This is a genomic window from Flavobacterium sp. WC2416, from assembly GCF_041200095.1.
Lineage (GTDB): Bacteria > Bacteroidota > Bacteroidia > Flavobacteriales > Flavobacteriaceae > Flavobacterium.
On sequence record NZ_CP165626.1, the window covers coordinates 3,473,014 to 3,491,940 of the forward strand.

Sequence of the window (18,927 nt, forward strand, 5' to 3'; positions counted from 1 at the left end):
TTATGGATTGTTAACATAATATTCAAAATTCAAAAATTGATGTCTGAAGCATTACAAATTCTTCAAAAATATTGGAAGCATAATCGCTTTAGACCACTACAACAAGAAATAATAGATTCTGTTTTAAGTGGACAAGACACCTTTGCATTAATGCCCACTGGAGGAGGTAAATCAATATGTTTTCAAATTCCTGCAATGGTAAATAAAGGAATTTGCCTTGTTATTTCTCCATTGATTGCATTAATGAAAGATCAAGTTGCCAACTTGCAAAAAAGAGATATTAAAGCAATAGCTCTCACTGGCGGCATAAAATCTAATGAAATGATTGACTTATTGGACAATTGCCAATTTGGAAATTATAAATTCCTCTACTTGTCACCTGAACGTTTACAGTCTGATTGGATCTTAGAAAGAATAAAAAATCTTCCCATAAATTTAATAGCTATTGACGAAGCACATTGTGTTTCACAATGGGGACATGACTTTCGACCTGCATATTTAAAAATATCCGGATTAAAAGCCCATTTCCCAAATATTCCTTTTCTAGCCCTAACCGCTACGGCCACTCCCAAAGCAAAAGTGGATATCATAACTGAATTAGGACTGCATAATCCTAAATTATTTCAAAAATCTTTTGCTCGAAAAAATATCGCATATATGGTTTTTGAAACCGATGATAAGCTCTTTCGGATTGAACAAATATTAAAAAAAAATCCACAGTCCTCTATCATTTATGTTCGAAATAGAAAATCTTGTTTAGAAATTTCAACACAATTGCGTTATCTAGGATTTAAAGCCACATTCTACCATGGTGGACTTTCATCCAAAGAAAAAGATAAAAACATGCAGCTGTGGATGCAGGATGAAGTTCAGGTCATTGTAGCAACAAATGCCTTCGGGATGGGCATTGACAAATCTAATGTAAAAACAGTAATTCACATTCAACTACCCGAAAATTTAGAAAACTATTATCAGGAAGCTGGTCGCTCAGGAAGAAATGGCGATAAAGCGTTTGCCGTACTACTCACAAATCCATCTGATATAGCTCAAACCGAAAACCAATTTATAAACATATTACCTGATAAAGCTTTTTTAAATTCCATTTACATCAAACTTTGCAACTACTTTCAAATCGCTTATGGAGAAGGAATAAACGAGCAGTTCTCTTTTAATTTAAATGCTTTTTGTCTAAAATATAAGTTCCCTGTCCTAAAAACATATAATGCAATGCAGTTTTTAGACAGACAAGGTATTATTACTTTATCACAAGAATTCTCAGAAAAAATCACATTACAGTTCATTATTCCTTCAAAAGAAGTAATTCGCTATACCAGTTTAAATCCACATGACGAAGAAATTCTTTTAACAATATTAAGAACCTATCCTGGTATTTATGAGATGCAAACGGCATTTAACTTGCCATTAATTGCAAAAAAATCGAATCATCCTGAAACACAAATTTATGCTGTTTTACAAAAATTAAAAGAAAAAGGAATTATTGATTACCATTCCAGAAACAATGATTCCACTTTAATTTTTAATGAAATTCGGGAAGACGAAAGAACTATAAATAGAGTTGCTAAATATTTAGAAAATCAAAATACCTTAAAAAAAGAGCAATTTAAATCGGTTTTAAAATACATAAAAGAAGACAAAGTTTGCAAGAGCAAATTGATTTTAAATTATTTTGGAGAAAAAACCACAGAGGATTGCGGTATCTGTTCCTACTGTATTACCAAAAAAAATAAAAAAACGAATACAATACATCTTTCTAAAGAGATTCTTTTGATAATAACTAATGAGGAATTAAATTCTAGAGAAATCCAAAATAGGATCAATAATAAATCAGACGATGTTATCTTTGCAATTCAGCAACTATTGGAAAACGAAAAAATAATATTAAAACCTAATAACAAATATATCTTAAAACTATAATGGAAAAATTACGAATTGTATTTATGGGAACTCCGGAATTTGCCGTTGGAATACTTGACACCATAATCAAAAATAGCTATACTGTTGTAGGAGTAATAACCGCAGCGGACAAACCTGCAGGTCGCGGACAAAAAATAAAATATTCAGCTGTAAAAGAATACGCTTTAGAACATAACCTTCCTTTATTACAACCTACAAATCTAAAAGACGAAGGATTTTTACAAGAGTTAAAAAATCTAAATGCAAATTTACAAATCGTCGTTGCCTTTAGAATGCTACCCAAAGTTGTTTGGGAAATGCCTAAACTAGGCACTTTTAACTTACACGCTTCACTCCTGCCAAATTATCGTGGTGCGGCTCCAATTAATTGGGCTATTATAAACGGAGAGGAGAAAACGGGTGTTACTACTTTTTTCATCGATGACAAAATAGACACTGGAGCAATGATTATGAGTTCTGAGACAGCTATTGATCCAGAGGAGAATGCTGGACAACTGCACGATCGATTAATGCATTTAGGAAGTGATACGGTCATTAAAACTTTAGATTTAATTGAAACTGGGAATGTAACCACTACTATTCAAGAAGAATCATCTGATATAAAAACTGCTTACAAACTAAACAAAGAAAACTGCAAAATTGATTGGACAAAATCAGCATCAGAAATCAATAATTTAATAAGAGGTTTAAGTCCTTATCCAGCTGCGTGGAGTTTCTTTTCGGATAAAAACGAAGAATGGAATATTAAAATCTATGAAGCTAAAATAATTGATGAAGACCACTCTTATGAAATTGGAAGCCTAATATGTACCAAGAAAGAAATGAAAATTGCAGTTCAGAAAGGGTTTATTCAAGTTTTGAATCTACAGTTTCCAGGTAAAAAGAGAATGAAAACATCTGAATTACTAAATGGAATTACATTTTCAGAACAAGCAAAAGCCTATTAAGGCTACTAAAATCGGGGCTTTATTACAAATCATTACTAAAAAGTACTGTTTTATGAACAAAAAAAATAAGTTATTAACAAATCGTGCTAAAATCAACGAAAACGCTTGCGAGGTAGGTATTTCCTGCTAAATTTGTGTATTAACAATTTTTTTAACCAACAATTAATAAAACTATTATTATGAACAAATCAGAATTAATCGATGCTATCGCTGCAGATGCAGGAATTACAAAAGCAGCTGCAAAATTAGCTTTAGAGTCATTTTTAGGAAACGTAGGTGGTACTTTGAAAAAAGGTGGTAGAGTATCTCTAGTAGGTTTTGGATCATGGTCAGTTTCAGCAAGAGCTGCAAGAGACGGTAGAAATCCTCAAACAGGAAAAACTATTCAAATTGCTGCTAAGAATGTTGTAAAATTCAAAGCAGGTGCTGAATTAGAAGGTGCAGTAAACTAATTTAAAGTTTTCACCCTAATATAATCAAAAACCCTCCTGATGGAGGGTTTTTTTTTGTATTTAAACGATTAAATTTGGTTTTTTTTAGTTTTTTTTCTTAAATTTAATAAAAAAATTACAGAAATTATGATTTCAGAAAAATTAATAAAAGGGCAACTTCTTATTGCTGAGCCTTCTATAATTGGAGATTTATCATTTAATAGATCTGTGATTTTATTGGCTGATCATAATAAGGAAGGTTCAGTAGGATTTATCATCAATAAACCGCTGAAATACACAATCAACGACTTAATTCCAGAAATTAGTGCCAAATTCAAAATTTACAATGGAGGTCCAGTTGAACAAGACAATCTTTACTTCATTCACAACATTCCTGACTTAATTCCAAATAGTATTGAAATATCTAACGGAATATATTGGGGAGGCGATTTTGAATCAACAAAAGACCTTATTAATAGTGGCAGAATAAATAAAGGAAATATTCGATTCTTTTTAGGATATACAGGTTGGGATGAAAATCAATTAGAATCCGAAATGAATTCAAACTCTTGGATTATTGCACCTAATAGCTATAAAAATAAAATTATTGGTAAATCACCAACTCATTTTTGGAAAGAACAAATAATGGAATTAGGAGGCGAATACCTTATTTGGTCAAATGCACCAGAAAATCCATACCTAAACTAAGTACTACTTACAATCTCATTTAACTTTTGCAGTAATACCTTTGAATGGTTTACAGCAAAGTCTTTCTTTCGGTATTTAGTTATTGGTTGTATTCCCTTGATAACATTAGTAATAAACAATTCATCGGCTTTTTGCAGTTCAAATGGAGAAATAACTTCTTCAACAACTACTAAACCTGTAATTTTTTTAGCTAATTCTAAGATTTGCTTTCTCATAACACCATTCAAACAACCTTCTGACACTGGAGGTGTGATTAGTTTGTCCCCTACAACCATAAAAAGATTACCCTGAATTGCTTCAACAACATTCTTCGTATCGTTTAATAACAAGCAATTGTCCAACCCGTTTTCGTGAGCATAAATACTTGCAGTTGTATTTAGCATGCGATTTGTGGTTTTTATAGAAGATAACAATTGCTTAGTCACATAAAAATCTTTGTATAAATCAACTTCATAATTCGTCTTTTCGAATGAATACAAAGCGCTTTCAATGGAAGTAGTATGAATCAAAAATGAAATTTCATTGGTTTGTGGCAGATAAAAACCACCATCATTTCTATAAACGGTAATTCTTGCACGTGATGAATTTAATACTGAATTAGTACTTGCTAAAGAAAGTATTTGTTCTTCAAAATACTCCATAGTGAAATTCATAGGAATCTCCATTCTTACCACCCGCATAGAAGCCATAAGCCTAAAATAATGATCTTCTAGAAATAGAATTTTAGAATTTACTATTTTAACTGTTTCAAAAACGGCATCGCCAAATAAAAAAGCACGATTCTGTGTCAACACATTTGTGTCTTGGGACACAATAATTCCATTAAAATTAATCATAAAAAAACCCTGATTTTTGTTCAGGGCAAATGTAAGTTATAAAATACAATTTTACTATACCGATCCAATTAGATGTTTAAGATCTGAAATTTGATTTTCCCATAATAATGACGCTTCATCAACCTCGTCTTTATCAGCAAAATCAACTACCATTAAAGAAACATCTTTAGTTAACTCATCTACAAGGATGTGCAGTTCAAAAAAATACTCGGTATCTTTATTATTACCATCAACCCATTTAAATTTTACTTTTTCTCCGGATTTTTTAGAGGCAAGCCTCGCTTTCTCTTCTGAATCATTCCAAATGAAAGTAAAAAATTCACCACGAGAATTTACATTATCTGCAAACCATTCTGACAATCCAGATGGAGTTGAGATATATTGATATAACAATTGCGGCGAAGAATTGATTGGGAACTCTATTTCGTAACGTACTTTTTGATCCATGAGCTACTTTTAATTTTTTTCGAATATATAGAATATAAGCCCGAAAAAAAAACGTTTTTAAAAATATTTTTTTTTCTTTAAAATATGCTTGCACGCATTAATATTATTTCTATATTTGCACCCGCGTTCAGGAATTGTTATTCTTGAAACTTTGGCGAGGTAGCTCAGTCGGTTAGAGCGCAGGATTCATAACCCTGAGGTCACGAGTTCAAATCTCGTCCTCGCTACAAACTTAAAGTTTTGAAAATCACGGATTAGTGCAAACTAATCCGTTTTTTTATGCCTAAACTTTTAGTACTTTTACAAAACGTGCACGATTACGTACACGATTTGCCTATGAAACCGAACTACTCAGGACCTCACATTTACACTGGAAACGTAGACATAAAAACATGGTCTACCCTATCCAAATTAGAAAAAGAACAAGCTTTATCTAAAGAATGGTATGTATATTATGCATTCCGAAATCCACAAACAGGAAAACTAGTTCGTCAAACCAATATTAAAACTGGTGTTAATAGCCTCAAAACTAAAAAAGAGCGCTATGCAAAATTGGAAACAATAAAAGACAACCTGCTATTCTTATTAAAAAAAGGTTTTAACCCTTATGTAGATAATTCTATATTAGAAGAAAAAACACTTCAAAAATTAGATAATAAAATAAACGGTACGACAACTGCTCCTGTTCTTAAGGAAAAAGAGTCCGAAAAGATTCCAGTAGTAAAAGCTCCTAAAAAACAAGTCGTAGCTGACAACGAAAAATCCATCAGAGAAGCTTTTCAATTTGGATTAAAAATCAAACAAAATGTTTTGGGCGCTACTTCTTATAGTAGTTTCCAAGGAAGAATCAATCGTTTTTTGACTTGGCTTGATGAAAATGGAAGTAGTTCAGATAAAATTTCCACCTTAGAGAAAAAGACTTTTATCAATTATTTGAACTCTGTTTTAGAAAATACTAGTGCAAGCAATAGAAACAACACGAGAACCGATTTAAGTGCTCTTGTACAAACATTAGTAGACAACGAACTAATGCATGACAATTATATAAAAAGCATCAACGTACTTAAAGCAGCACCAGAAAGAAACAAAACCTATTCAGTTGCGCAAGAAAAGGACATTTTGGAATACATAGAACAGAATGACACTATCCTATTATTGTACATCCAATTTATAACTTATAATTTCTTAAGACCTGTTGAAGTAAACCGACTTAAAATAGGTGATTTGGATTTAGAAGGAAAAAAACTTTTTGTTAGAGCCAAAAACAAGGCAGTCAAAGTTAAAATTATACCTCAAAAAATAATTGACTTACTTCCTGATTTATGCAGTATGGATCCAAATCATTATTTGTTTACTCCGACAGCTATTGGAGCAGAATGGGAAGCAGAAGAAAACAACAGAAGAGATAATTTTTCTAAAAAATTTAAATTAGTTAAAGACCATTTTAAATTAAATAAGGATTATGGTTTGTATAGTTTTAGACATACTGCCATTACGAACCTGTACAGAGAAATTAGAAAAATAAAAACACCTCACGAAGCCAAGAGTATATTAATGGGAATCACAGGACATCAAACTATTGAAGCCTTAGAAAAATACCTTCGTGATATTGATGCTGAATTACCAGATGATTATTCGCATTTGTTGAAGTAATTAAAGTCTAAATAAATTTAAATATTTATATTAGCTACAAAGTAAATCAATCCTTATGATAAAAATTAATATCGGTGCAGACGAAATAATTCTTTGGTTGCGCAAAAACAACAAAGCTGTTGGGAAAACCACTCAAGATTTAGGTGCAAAAATTCTTGTTCTTGTTCAAAGTTTAGGTGGAAAAAAAATATCTGAATTGCAATGTCGATGGGAACGTACTATTGGCGCAGAAGGTATTGACAAATTAGATTTACCTAAAACAGCAACACAATACAGTATTAAAACAACTGAAATTGGTAAATTATACGAACAATTATCAAAGTGGTAAGCTAAACTGCTAAAGTGTAAGTATTACACAATGTAGGACAGCTATCCAAATTGCTCCAATTTAGTTTTCCAACGTTCCCATAAAGGACATTCTTTGGCTTGAAGATCAAAAAATTTCTGATTGTGACTAAGATGTACTAAATGACATAATTCATGGATTATAACATACTCTATACATCCTTTAGGTGTTTTAATTAATTCGGGGTTTAAGATAATTTTTCCTTGTGGAGTACAGCTCCCCCAACGGGTTTTCATATCTTGTATATAAAGACCTGTTGGTTCTACATTATATTTTTTAAACTTTTCAATTAATGGCGCTGCTATAGCTTCAAACTTTTCTTTTGACTTAACTCGATACCAATCGTTAAGTAGCTTTTTTACGTTTGATTTATTCTTCGTTTTCACTTGAATATACCTTCCCTTGTAACTTACTTCATTTTGCTTATCTTCTATTACTTCAATTCTATATTGTTTACCTAGATAATAATGAGACTCACCCGAAACATATTTCTTATCATTGGGTTTAGGATGAAAAGTCAAAAAGTAATTTTGCTGTTTTATAATCCAAGGCGCTCTTTTTCTAACTTTAGTTTCAACTAATTCCATAGCCGAATTTTCAGGCGCTTTCACTACAATTTCCATATCAGGGTTTACTGTAATACCAAGTGTCTTACGTTTTGTATACAAAAGTGTATACTTTATTTTTTTGGAACCAAAATCTATCGAACACTCCATTATTTATAAATCATTTTTGCAACTTCAATACATTTTTCTGCCATTTCATCTGCTTCATCAATAGATACCTCCAATTCATCAATCAAATATTCCCCCACATAAAAAGTCATTTTCCTAATAATGTCAGGTTTTGTATACCAATCTACAATAATGAATTTCTTCAATATCGAATCTACTTCAATTGCAAAAGGGACTGCTGCTTCTGCGCTAATATTTTCATTAGAAATCGCTAATCTATAAAACGGAACTGATTTTTCGTTTTTCAGAATAGCTTCAGGAATATCATCTGATTTTTTGGTAATTGCCTGTTCTCTTAATTCTTTTAATCGATTTAAAGCAACTACATCCGAAATTCGCATAGCCCGTAAATCTGAAATGGTCTGTTGAATTAACTCTGATAGTTTTTTATAGAAAATAGGATCTTCATCCATTCTTTCAGAAATGTGTTTAGCTGTTCTACTGGCAATCGTTTCTGCTTTTGCTTTTGCACCAATTACTTTTTCCAACTCCACCTCAAACGCTTTGGTGTCTAAAATAGAAACCTGCTCGGTCAAGCGGATAATCTCTTCGGTAGTTACATGTTGGTCTAGCAACTTTTGTAATTGCTTTTCATATTTTTTGAAATCAATAGAATCAGAATACGTATTGACCACTGAATTCCGTAATTCGGTATAAAACTTCAAATGCCTTTTATATAGTTCTTTGGTTTCTTCTGGCGTGTTGTTTTCAAAATCAATTGAAGATAGTGCAACTTTCAAGCATTTGGCAAACGCAGTGAATTTTTGATAAAACTCTACTCTGATTGCCTCATCAGTCAAAATAGCCGAATAACTTACAATGTCCAGCTTATTCCTTATTGTTTTAAAGATCGCATTCAATTCGGTATGCAATTGTGGAAGTTTAGCAATTTCTTTTTTGATATCGGTCAAGGTCCCAACCAAATCCTCTTCATCAAATTCGTTAAAATCAGAATAGGTATTCATTGCCTCATCTAATTCTCCTATGATACCTTCATAATCTATAATAAAGCCATACTCTTTTCCTCTTGCAACCCTATTCACTCTAGCAATTGCTTGCAAAAGTGTATGATCCCTTAGCTTGCGACATACATACATCACAACCACACTAGGCACATCAAATCCTGTTAAGAGTTTATCAATTACAATTAACAATTCTGGGTAATCTGATTTTTTAAATTGACTGATTAACTTTTCGTCAAAACCTTTTCCATATTTGGTTTCCATTTGCCTCCAGAAAGCAACAACTTCATTCGTTGGCTCGCCATGAATATCATCATTTCCTTCTCTAGTATCTGGCGAAGACATAATCACCTCAGTAGACACCTTTCCTATTAAATCAAAGGCTTTTTTATATTTAACCGCAGTTGCTTTATCAGGTGTAACTACCATTCCCTTGAATCCACTTCGTTCTCCAGTTCTATCTACACCCCAATTGTGCGTATAATGATCTGAAATATCTCTTGCAATCTCATCAATGCGTTGTTCTGTTTTTGAAATAAGATTGGCTTTGCTAAATTTCTTTTTTAAATCTACTTTCTCATAGTCTGACAAAGGTTCAGAAACACTGTCAAATCCTCGATCCAAGGCTTTTTGATTTACATTTTGAATCGCATGCCTTCCCTCATAAATAATAGGTACAATTGCGCCATCTTCAACAGCTTGGATTATAGTATAAGCATCAATAATACCTCCAAATTTTTGAGCCGTACTTTTCTCCTTCTTCATCAAAGGAGTTCCTGTGAAAGCCAAAAAACAAGCATTAGGCAATACCTTTTGCATTTTCACATTAAACGTTCCGTATTGAGTACGGTGTCCTTCATCGATTAACACAAAAATATTTTCACTCTCTAAAGGCGAAGATCCTAATTGATTGACAGCTGCTTCAAACTTATTAATAATCGTTGTAACGACTGCATCACTTTTATTTTGTAATAAATCAACCAATTGATTTCCTGTCCTGGCATTATGAACGGGTACTTCAACATTTCTAAAGGTATCTGTAATTTGATGATCTAAATCAGTTCTATCTGTAACTAGAATGATTTTAGGATTTTTGACCGTTAGGTATATTTTTTTTGCAAGCATTGCCATAGTTAGTGACTTACCACTTCCTTGTGTATGCCAAACTACTCCTCCATTTCGTTTTCCATCGGTAGTTGTTTCAATTCGTTTGATGATTTTATTAATAGCAAAAAATTGTTGGTATCGAGCGACTTTCTTAAAAGCACCACCTTCAAACAAAACAAAATCTTTTATAATAGTCAACAATCGCTCTGGACGACACAACCAGTACAGGTAACGATCTTGTTCACTTACTCCAATAATTTCTTTTTCTTTTGCCTCAATTATTTGTTGCTCCCAGTCTTTTCTATTTAAAAACAACTTTGCTTTTTGCTCTTTAGACAAAGGCTTATTCACTAAATCATTAATAATTCCTTCTGTATCCGCTGTATTTTCTTTCCATGATGCCCAAAACTCTTCTTTGGTATCTGTGGTAGCGTATTTTGCTTGCAAAGTAGCAATACTCAATAATAACTGACTGTAAATATACAAATGCCTGATTCCGTCTTCTTGTTGGTTCCTTGTATGTTGCGAAATCGCCTCGGTAATAGGTTCTTTGATGTCTGGACGTTTACACTCTATAATACACAGCGGAATTCCATTGACGAACAAAACCACATCAGGTCTATAATGTTCTTTGCTCCCTGTACGCATCACACTAAACTCCTCTGTAACGTGAAAAACATTGTTCTCGAAGTTTTTCCAATCTATGTATTGCAGGGTAAAACTCTTTTTATCACCATCAATACTTTGCTCTAATGCTTTGCCCAAAGTAATGAGTTCATAAGCTTTTTTACTGGCCGCGATATAGCCTTCGTTCATTGGAATATCTTTGAGCGCCTGAATCCCGTTTTCGATATTAGCATCACTAAACAAAGCTAGTTTAGACGAACTCAACTGAATACTATTGATTTCGTGAAGTTGTTTTCTCAAAATAGGCTCCAGAATAACCTGACCTGTTTTATTGCCTCTCAATTCCTCAGCCTCTTGCGGAGAAAGATAGGTATAGCCCAACTTTTGCAAAATTTGCAAGGCAGGAATTTGAGATATTTGGTCTTCTTTGAAGGATGGTATCATTTTAACTAATTGATTTAGTGTTGTTTTTACCTTTTATATTCTTAGCTTCTTTTAAAGCTTTAGATAGTCTATCAGTTAAAATGTCAATTGAATCTTCCTTTTTCAAACTAGTTACACCACAGCAAATGGTCAAACGATGTTTATTATCTCCAATTGAAAAAATATTATTACTGATCATTTTTCTCTTTCGCTCAGCCGCTTGTAAAGCTTGACCAAGATTTGTTTCATTGGCAATAACAGCAAATTCATCTCCTCTTTGAAAGAAACGAAAAGTTTCATCTGTTGCTCTTTTATCACTGCCAAGTAATTCACCTACCTTTTTTAATAATAAATCTGCCTCTCCATAACCATACTTCGTGTTAAAAGATTTGAAATTATCAATATCAATTAAAATAATACTGGTATTTTCTTTAAAATCTTCAATGAAGGATTCTAATGAAGTTTTTAATCCTTTATGATTTTTTAAACCTGTTAATTCATCAATATTATTATCTATTATTAAATTATCAAGCTTTGATTTATATCTAAAAATTAAAAAAAACAAACAAAAAATGAATATTGATAAAATGATTATAAGATATATTGGTGTTTTAACCTCAGAAATAATAAAAGTCTTTACCAAAGGAATTAAGCTAACAAAATATGTAGATAGCGAAGCTGCAGTAAAAATTAAAATTGCCTTGAAAATGTCATAAAATCCTTTTGACACTAATTCAGATTTAAATTTTTCAAATGATTTTTTAATATGTTTCATAACTCTATGTTTAGTAGTTTATAAATTTCTACTTTATTCTCTTTGTAAACCTCTAATGCACGAATCTCAAGATCTTTAAGTCTATCTTTGTCAGTTTCATCCATTTCAATATTTTCTGTCTCAGTTTTAAATAATGTATTAAGTCTTAAGTATGCGAAATTATCCGCTTCTTGTCTATCAATACCATTTTTCAACAAGCTTAAAATATTTTCCACTTGTTGAGATTGGCCTTGCATAAACAACTCTATAATTCTTTTGCGCTTATTATTTATCCAATACCAAATTCCAAACTTATTTTCTCTATTAGGCTCAAGAAATATTCTTTCACCTGTACCAATGGATAGTAAATTAACATCAATTAATTCTTTATTAAAAGCTTTCTGAGCTTCAATCAGAGCTATTAAACTCGGATTATTAGCCCAAACTCCACCATCTACTTTATTTTTAAATTGTAAAATATCTCCTTTCATATCTTTATACATATCTCCCGAATATGGATCAAAATATGTTGGTGCGGATGAAGTTGATAAAGAAGCATCTAATAATGGAAGATTAGGGTCTCGAGTGAACCTATGATGGTAAAGGCTTTTTAGAACAGATGGTTTTCCAATACTTAAATCGTAAATTGATACCCCAACAGGAACCTTACAGTCTTTAAGTTTAGGAGTAGCGCTATGATGATATTTTTTAAACACATCTTCTAATAATTCTTTAAGACTTGCTCTATCGTGTGAAGAATGGTTAATGCATTTTACGAATCCTTTTCTATTACCAAATATTTTTTTGGCGTTATTAATGTAAAGGTTTTTAATTTCTTCAGCTGGTATACCTATTGATAAAGCTAATGCAAGAATACCACCTGTAGAAGTGCCAAAAATTAAATCTACATTCTGATATATTTGCCAATTCTTAAATTCTTTAGATTTAAGCTCCTTTTCGATTTCGCTTAAAATTACTGCTGGAAAAATACCTCGAATACCACCACCATCTAAACTTAGTACTCTGAATTTTTTATCACTCATGTAGTTCTTATTTTACCAGTTAATAATTGTTGCATCAAACCCTTTTTTTGTAGTTGTAATTTCTCAAGCTTTTGTTTGCATAATTTTATTTCTAAATCATAAGTTTCTAAAAAAATTGCAATTGCTTTTTGTTCATTAATTGATGGTAATGGAATTTTCAATTTTAAAAATTCTTTTTGACCTAATGTTTTATTTCTACCTGCACCACCTGGAGAAGCTAAACCTAATAAATCTTTTCCTTTTTTAGATTTAAAGAAAAACAAAAGATAATCTAAATCAAGTTTTGAAGCTAAGGGTTTGTACATAGGAAATCTATGTGATACAATCATATCTAATTCAGCAGTGGTTGTTTTTGCAATTGCATGTTCCCAAGCAAAGACAATATTTACCATAAAACAATCAGGTTCAACCGCAAAAACCGATTTGTTTCCAAGACTTTCGCCAGTTACAGCTTCCTTGTAAAAAATACCTTTAGCATGTGAGCGTATACCTATTTGTTTATATAGTTTATCTTTTTCTGGTTTAACTGAATTTTTAATCTGTTCTAAAACAGCAGACAAACTAATCACTTCCCAATCATTGGGTATTTTATAACCTTTTTTATCACTAATTTCATTATTTTTCAAAAACTCCCTAAATCTATTTTTACCAGATAAAACATTTATTGTCATACTTTTTTTGATAATTTCAAGATCACTTAAAATTTTCTTATTTATTTCTATGGCTTTATCCCAAGTTGATAATATCGAAGCAATTTTTTGTTGCTCAGGAAGTGGCGGAATTGGGATTTTAAACTCTTTTAAATCACTGCCGTTGATAGAATTAATAGTTGCTCCAAGATTTTTGTGAATTTCTCTATAATATATATCTGTATTGAAAACTTGATATAAATAATTATTATATTCACCTCTGAATATTGTCATAAAAGCACCAAATGCCATCCCAGTCGCTTCTTTAGTAATTAATGCATTTTTTCCGATTAAAGATTTACTTCCATTTCTAACACAAATTAAAATATCATTATATTGAACTTGATTATACCCTCCAGAATTCACTTTCACAAAAACATTATCATCAAATTTTATTTGACCATCTTGAACGTTCGATGAACGCAAAACTAATGTGCCAGTTTCTTCGCAAATGTCATCTGGACTATATGTTAAGCCTGAAATAACTTTTCCTAAATCACCTAATTTTTTAACGTCCCATTCAATTGGAATATCACCAAATGAAGTTTCTTTATAATTATTACTTAACACTTTTAACATAAAATTGATTTATTTTAAATTATTTCCTCCTGGATGAATTCCACCACCTAACCACTCATCAGTAATTAACCACATTTCATAATGGTATAACCACTCCATAGTCCAAGGCATAATTGTACTTGCTATTGTTTTAGTATCATTCCATTCCTTTGCTTTTGGATAATACAAACAAAGCTTTTGTTTTTTATGGTCATATACATGCTCTAATTTGTTTTTCCCCTCTGGCAGTTTAAGTTCCTTTGGTTCTAAAACATAAATTTTAGGACTGTCGTCTTTTTTGTAAGTAACTCTAACCAAGTATTCATCACCCAATGGAGAAGATTTTAATTTACCTTCCCAAAATATTTGACTGTATGTACTCATTTTAGTTTCCCCAAATCCATAATTTCTTTTTAACGCTGCATACTGTTGCGCAATAGTGAGTTTTGGTGGTTTATTCATTACCAAAAAATTTATGAGGATGTACTTTAGAAACTTCGTTTAAACCTGTTACTGCCGTTCCAACTAGCCCAAGGTTTCTATCTACATTATTATTTCCGTTTTCAGTTAATATTCGCATTTTATTACCTATCGCAGAGAATGTTTTAGTCACGGGAGCATCACCAAAAGATTTTTTTAATGAATCTGATAAATTAATTCTATTGAAAGGAGAATTAAATATTCCAAAATCAAGTTTTAATTTTTCAATCCAATCTTTAAAAAACCTTTCTCTTTTTGAATTTGGCAAAGCCCATCTATCGGCAAAGTTTTCTGATGTTTTAACAGGATTAGAAATCCATTTGACGTATTTACCATTTTTTTCGTCTAACCTAACTTCTATGAATTCTTCCATATTATTGATAACATTTATTAATGCCTCCATTATATTATCTTCTCCATTATAAGCATGCGTTGCTAATGTTGTTATAATACAAGAAATTGGTTTTTCTTTTTTATCTTCATCAGTATAATCTTTGAACATTATATCTCTATGTCTCTTCAACAACTGCACAACTCTTTGTAATGGTAATCTTTGTTTTTGGAATTTTGGTGTTGGTTTGACAGATTCATTAAGCGAGAACATTTTTGTTTTTACTCCCTTAACTGCTTCTGCACTTTTCATAAACCAAATCGCATAGCCAAATGGATTGCTCAAATACCAATTTGATGGTTCTGTTGATGTGTAATATTCTGGTACTTTTTCTTTATCAGTAATACTCAAAACCAAGCTCTCAATTTTCTGGTCGGATAAATTTGAATAAGCTCTTTCCATTATTATTGAATAACCCGATGTATTAACAGCTGGAAGAATATCCATGTGGTATCTTTCATTTGCATTACCATTTTCTCTATATTTCAAAGTCCAACATCTTCTTCCTTCATCATCAAGAATAGAGTCATACTTTTTATGCTTACGAAGTTGATCACCGACAAGTTCCTTTACATCCTTTTGAGTCCAACTTTGTTTTTTACCATTTAATTCGCATACAATATCCAAATCAATATCTCCGTCAGGATCTACAGTTTGAATTAAAGTTCCAATGATAAATGAACCCTGTGGACTAACAACTGGATTATAGTCTGCTAATTCAGACTCTTGGTTTGTTAACCAATTCCCAACGGCTTTATAACTTCTTACGGCTGCATCATGTTGAGCTTCTGTTATACTTAAATTTTCTCCAAGAACATCCAATATTTCTTCTAATTCTGTTTTTTGTTGTGTTGTTATCATAATTTCATTAAATAAAGTTCTTTTAAACACTCATTCCTCAGGAATTAAACCTAAAGGGGAGTTTTTGTATATTGTGGTGTGCTTTAAAATTGTATTCATAATTTGTATTATTTTTTCAGCAAGTCAATAAATTGGTTTGCTAATCGTTGTGTGATTGCAATGGTTACTTTGTCTTTTGGCGCATCAAGCATATTCCAATATTTCGCTTCGTTAAACTCCATTGTGCGCTTATCGTCATTGCCTTTTTGAGTAATAAATCCCCAAAACCAAAGGTCGTCCCAAACTTCAAAATTAGAGTTGGGCATATTGGTTTTTAAATAGTTGTTAATCCCTGGAAATGAATTAGCACAAGGGCTTCCTATTTCTTGAATTATGTGTTTAATTACTGCATCCACAGGCAAAAAAAGTTCATCATCCTCTGCGAGTATTTCGGGAGCATCATCCCAAAAATATAATTCCTTGGCATATCCAATATGGGTGTGATAAATGGCTTTTAAGAATAAAGCCGCCGTTTTGTCTCCCCAACTCGGCTGCTTGGTCAATAACTGGAACATTGATTTATATGTAATAGGCGTATCACTTGAAGCACCTAAAGTATTTAAGAAATCAATAAAAGAATTAAGACTGTTATCAGAATTAGCAATAGTTTGAAAAAAAACTGCCGACTTATCCATTTTTAACTGTGACTGCGAATTGAGAATACTGTACAACAAAGCATATACTTTGTCATAAGTAGTTTTATACGGTATTAGTGCCATTTTGTAAGCACCAATTTGAACAGGCAAATTGTAAGCTCTGTTTTCGTTTAAAAAGGAATAGATGTCGTTTAGTTTTTGGTTCATTTATTGTTTAATAATTTACTTTATTAAAGTTTGTTGTTTTGCAAAGAAAGCTGCAAAGAAAAAATAATTAAAACGCTGTAAAACAATACTTTTTTGTTTGCAAAAAAGCTGTAATTGTTTCGCAAAACTATATTTAACGTAAATTAAAACGCTATTTACAATTCTTTTCCTAGGGATCAAAGTTGCGATTCTTGCAAAGAAACCTGCAAAGAAAAAACACGTTAAACCCTTGTTTTTAGGGATATTTCTCTTTGCAATCATTCTTTAATTTTATAAGTTCGTTGGTTGTGTTTTATTTCCCTTGCAATTTCTAAATGACCTTTTTCTATCATCTCAGCAAAAAGCCTTGATATATACGATACGTCTGAATCGGGTAGGTTTAGTAATTTTCTGGCAGCTTCATTGTCAATCTCATCAGCTGTATCAAGGTATCTAATTATAGCTTCAATCTGCCTTGCTTTTTCTTGCTTTTTTAATTTAGAATAACTGATTTTGTCTTCTGTAGATGCTAATTTATTTTTATGAATAATATATTTCACTCCAGAAGTTTTACCAGTTGTTTCAATAAATTCTATATCTTGAAGCTCTGTTAAAATTTTACGTAACTGGTATGGATTTACAAATGGGTTAGCTTCTAACTGCTGAAATGTTTGCTTTTTTTCGGTATAAATAGCATTGAGCACCAACAATTTTTCAAGATCCATATCTAATCCTGTAATTTGTTTATATTCATAACTCAATTCTGCTAATTTTTCAGAATAAACATCGGCATCAATTCTAAAAATTATAGAGTGTTCATTCTGAATTGATTTCGGCAATTTTTTTCCTTTAGAAAGTAATGCAGTAAATATTTTATCAAACCCTGTTCCTGCTTTTTCCGCATAACTAACTTCTCGCATTATGTCTATAATGTTAGGATTGCGTGGATTTGTTTTTCTCAGAAGGTTAGTTTCATCAATTCCCTGCGGAAAATGTCCTGGACTTTCAAATTCAATATAATTTGGATACTTTCTAATTTCAATGACTTGTTGTCTACTGTAGTCCCGATGAACAATGGCATTGATTAGCATTTCACGTAATACAATTTCTGGATAATCGTCAATATAGTCTCTAAACAAACCAAAATGAAACTCTTTTACTTTCATCTCTGATTTCAATTGGTTGAAACAGGCATCAGCAATTTCAATTAAATTACCCGTATACTCAAAAGGCTTATAACTTCCATCTTCATAATATCGGATGTACTTAATTTGACTAAAAGGTATTTCCCTTAATGCTTTATTATTACCAATAAATAAAATACCTGTAGTAGTAGGCAATTGAATCCCATTTTCTTCTTTAACAAGACCTAAAGTTTCCGTAAACTCATTAGAAGTGTTTTTTAAATAGGGGCTTTTAGGTTTCTCCCTTTTAATCTTATTATATAATAAACGAGTTCTTTTAATATCCTGCCAACCAGGTATTGGATTTCCTTGTTTATCTTGTTCTATCGAATTCAAAGGTAAGTCCCAAGTTTTTTGATCGTATACAATCAATCCTTTCTCGGATTGTATAGTGGCAATTTCGTAGGGTTCAATAGCTCTATTCCCATCATTACTCCTAATTAGATACTCCCCTTTTGAAGTTCTGTGCATCTGAGGTGAGAAAGGAATTTCAAGTACCAAAACATCACTACCACTTATTTTTAATTTGTGTGAATGTAATGTAATTGAAGGAGAAGTCCTGTCTTGAATCTGTCTGATTAATTCAAATATTTTAGAATCTGTAGCAATAAAATCAGGATTTAATTCTTTAGTGTCATCAACGATACCTACAAACAAAAAACCTCCCTTTTTATTAGCAAAAGCAACAACATCCTTAGCAAGCTCTTCGTATTTTGGAGCAAAATTCTTTATTGATTTACCAAAAACAACTTTATCATCGAGTTGTTCTTTAAAATCAAGAATATCACATTCTCCCTGAGCAAGAAGGTTATAAAACCATTGAATGCTATGTTTAGTGTATTTCTGCATAATTTATAAAAGTATCGTTTATTATTTCAACCGCATAAAGGCATTATTTTCTATATCCGTTTTTTTAATATGTATACAAAAAGGTGCTTTTATATACACGTTTTTTTGATATGTACATAAAATACCGTTTTTATGTACATG

Annotated in this window: 18 protein-coding genes and 1 tRNA gene; 7 read left to right on the forward strand and 12 right to left on the reverse strand. The window is 31.6% G+C overall.

Going from position 1 to position 18,927, the window contains the following annotated elements; translation table 11 throughout:
• Positions 1-39 precede the first annotated feature (39 nt).
• The 4 genes from AB3G39_RS14725 to AB3G39_RS14740 all read left to right on the forward strand — a co-directional run bounded on the left by AB3G39_RS14725 (position 40) and on the right by AB3G39_RS14740 (position 4,021).
• Positions 40-1,935: a RecQ family ATP-dependent DNA helicase gene (locus AB3G39_RS14725; RefSeq protein WP_369769447.1), complete on the forward strand. Its 1,896-nt coding sequence runs from the start codon at positions 40-42 to the stop codon at positions 1,933-1,935.
• Positions 1,935-2,882 (forward strand): methionyl-tRNA formyltransferase, encoded by a 948-nt coding sequence (gene fmt / locus AB3G39_RS14730; protein WP_369769448.1) that lies wholly within the window; start codon positions 1,935-1,937, stop codon positions 2,880-2,882. Before AB3G39_RS14725 ends, fmt begins: the two co-directional genes overlap by 1 nt.
• A gap of 179 nt (positions 2,883-3,061) precedes the next feature.
• Complete coding sequence (locus tag AB3G39_RS14735) at positions 3,062-3,334, forward strand: HU family DNA-binding protein (RefSeq protein ID WP_073017033.1); 273 nt, start codon at positions 3,062-3,064, stop codon at positions 3,332-3,334.
• A 126-nt stretch (positions 3,335-3,460) separates the two neighbouring features.
• A complete protein-coding gene (locus AB3G39_RS14740; RefSeq protein ID WP_367757604.1) occupies positions 3,461-4,021 on the forward strand; it encodes a YqgE/AlgH family protein in 561 nt (186 codons plus the stop codon).
• On the opposite strand, the gene AB3G39_RS14745 is transcribed toward AB3G39_RS14740, so the two are convergent.
• Positions 4,018-4,857: an aminotransferase class IV gene (locus AB3G39_RS14745; RefSeq protein ID WP_369753293.1), complete on the reverse strand. Its 840-nt coding sequence runs from the start codon at positions 4,855-4,857 to the stop codon at positions 4,018-4,020. The two genes, AB3G39_RS14740 and AB3G39_RS14745, sit on opposite strands and share 4 nt — an antisense overlap.
• Before the next feature lie 54 nt (positions 4,858-4,911).
• Positions 4,912-5,304 (reverse strand): START-like domain-containing protein, encoded by a 393-nt coding sequence (locus tag AB3G39_RS14750; protein WP_367757600.1) that lies wholly within the window; start codon positions 5,302-5,304, stop codon positions 4,912-4,914.
• Positions 5,305-5,457: 153 nt separating this feature from the next.
• Between AB3G39_RS14750 and AB3G39_RS14755 the strand changes: the two genes are divergently transcribed.
• The 3 genes from AB3G39_RS14755 to AB3G39_RS14765 all read left to right on the forward strand — a co-directional run bounded on the left by AB3G39_RS14755 (position 5,458) and on the right by AB3G39_RS14765 (position 7,285).
• A tRNA-Met gene (locus tag AB3G39_RS14755) sits at positions 5,458-5,531 on the forward strand.
• 52 nt (positions 5,532-5,583) lie between these two features.
• On the forward strand, positions 5,584-6,957 hold the full coding sequence (locus tag AB3G39_RS14760) for a tyrosine-type recombinase/integrase (protein WP_369769449.1): 1,374 nt from the start codon (positions 5,584-5,586) through the stop codon (positions 6,955-6,957).
• A gap of 55 nt (positions 6,958-7,012) precedes the next feature.
• Positions 7,013-7,285: a hypothetical protein gene (locus AB3G39_RS14765; RefSeq protein WP_369769451.1), complete on the forward strand. Its 273-nt coding sequence runs from the start codon at positions 7,013-7,015 to the stop codon at positions 7,283-7,285.
• Between the two features lie 41 nt (positions 7,286-7,326).
• Here AB3G39_RS14765 and AB3G39_RS14770 read toward each other — a convergent pair whose 3' ends face one another.
• The 10 genes from AB3G39_RS14770 to AB3G39_RS14815 form a co-directional block, all read right to left on the reverse strand.
• Positions 7,327-8,019, reverse strand: coding sequence for a M48 family metallopeptidase (locus AB3G39_RS14770; RefSeq protein WP_369769452.1), 693 nt, complete (start codon positions 8,017-8,019; stop codon positions 7,327-7,329).
• On the reverse strand, positions 8,019-11,177 hold the full coding sequence (locus tag AB3G39_RS14775; RefSeq protein WP_369769453.1) for a type I restriction endonuclease subunit R: 3,159 nt from the start codon (positions 11,175-11,177) through the stop codon (positions 8,019-8,021). The genes AB3G39_RS14770 and AB3G39_RS14775 overlap by 1 nt, the downstream gene beginning before the upstream one ends.
• 1 nt (position 11,178) lies before the next feature.
• Positions 11,179-11,931 (reverse strand): GGDEF domain-containing protein, encoded by a 753-nt coding sequence (locus tag AB3G39_RS14780; protein WP_369769454.1) that lies wholly within the window; start codon positions 11,929-11,931, stop codon positions 11,179-11,181.
• A complete protein-coding gene (locus AB3G39_RS14785) occupies positions 11,928-12,953 on the reverse strand; it encodes a CBASS cGAMP-activated phospholipase (protein WP_369769455.1) in 1,026 nt (341 codons plus the stop codon). Before AB3G39_RS14785 ends, AB3G39_RS14780 begins: the two co-directional genes overlap by 4 nt.
• Positions 12,950-14,221 carry a restriction endonuclease subunit S gene (locus AB3G39_RS14790; RefSeq protein WP_369769457.1) on the reverse strand — a complete coding sequence of 424 codons (1,272 nt, stop codon included), beginning with the start codon at positions 14,219-14,221 and terminating at the stop codon, positions 12,950-12,952. The genes AB3G39_RS14785 and AB3G39_RS14790 overlap by 4 nt, the downstream gene beginning before the upstream one ends.
• Before the next feature lie 9 nt (positions 14,222-14,230).
• Positions 14,231-14,662: a hypothetical protein gene (locus AB3G39_RS14795; RefSeq protein WP_369769458.1), complete on the reverse strand. Its 432-nt coding sequence runs from the start codon at positions 14,660-14,662 to the stop codon at positions 14,231-14,233.
• A complete protein-coding gene (locus AB3G39_RS14800) occupies positions 14,655-15,932 on the reverse strand; it encodes a nucleotidyltransferase (RefSeq protein ID WP_369769459.1) in 1,278 nt (425 codons plus the stop codon). The genes AB3G39_RS14795 and AB3G39_RS14800 overlap by 8 nt, the downstream gene beginning before the upstream one ends.
• A 107-nt stretch (positions 15,933-16,039) precedes the next feature.
• Positions 16,040-16,774, reverse strand: coding sequence for a hypothetical protein (locus AB3G39_RS14805; protein ID WP_369769460.1), 735 nt, complete (start codon positions 16,772-16,774; stop codon positions 16,040-16,042).
• A gap of 15 nt (positions 16,775-16,789) precedes the next feature.
• The gene (locus AB3G39_RS14810; RefSeq protein ID WP_369753283.1) at positions 16,790-17,035 is read right to left on the reverse strand and encodes a hypothetical protein; all 246 of its coding nucleotides are present in this window, start codon (positions 17,033-17,035) and stop codon (positions 16,790-16,792) included.
• Entirely contained in the window at positions 17,032-18,786 is a 1,755-nt protein-coding gene (locus tag AB3G39_RS14815) for an RNA-binding domain-containing protein (RefSeq protein WP_369769461.1), read from the reverse strand. The genes AB3G39_RS14810 and AB3G39_RS14815 overlap by 4 nt, the downstream gene beginning before the upstream one ends.
• Positions 18,787-18,927: the final 141 nt, after the last annotated feature.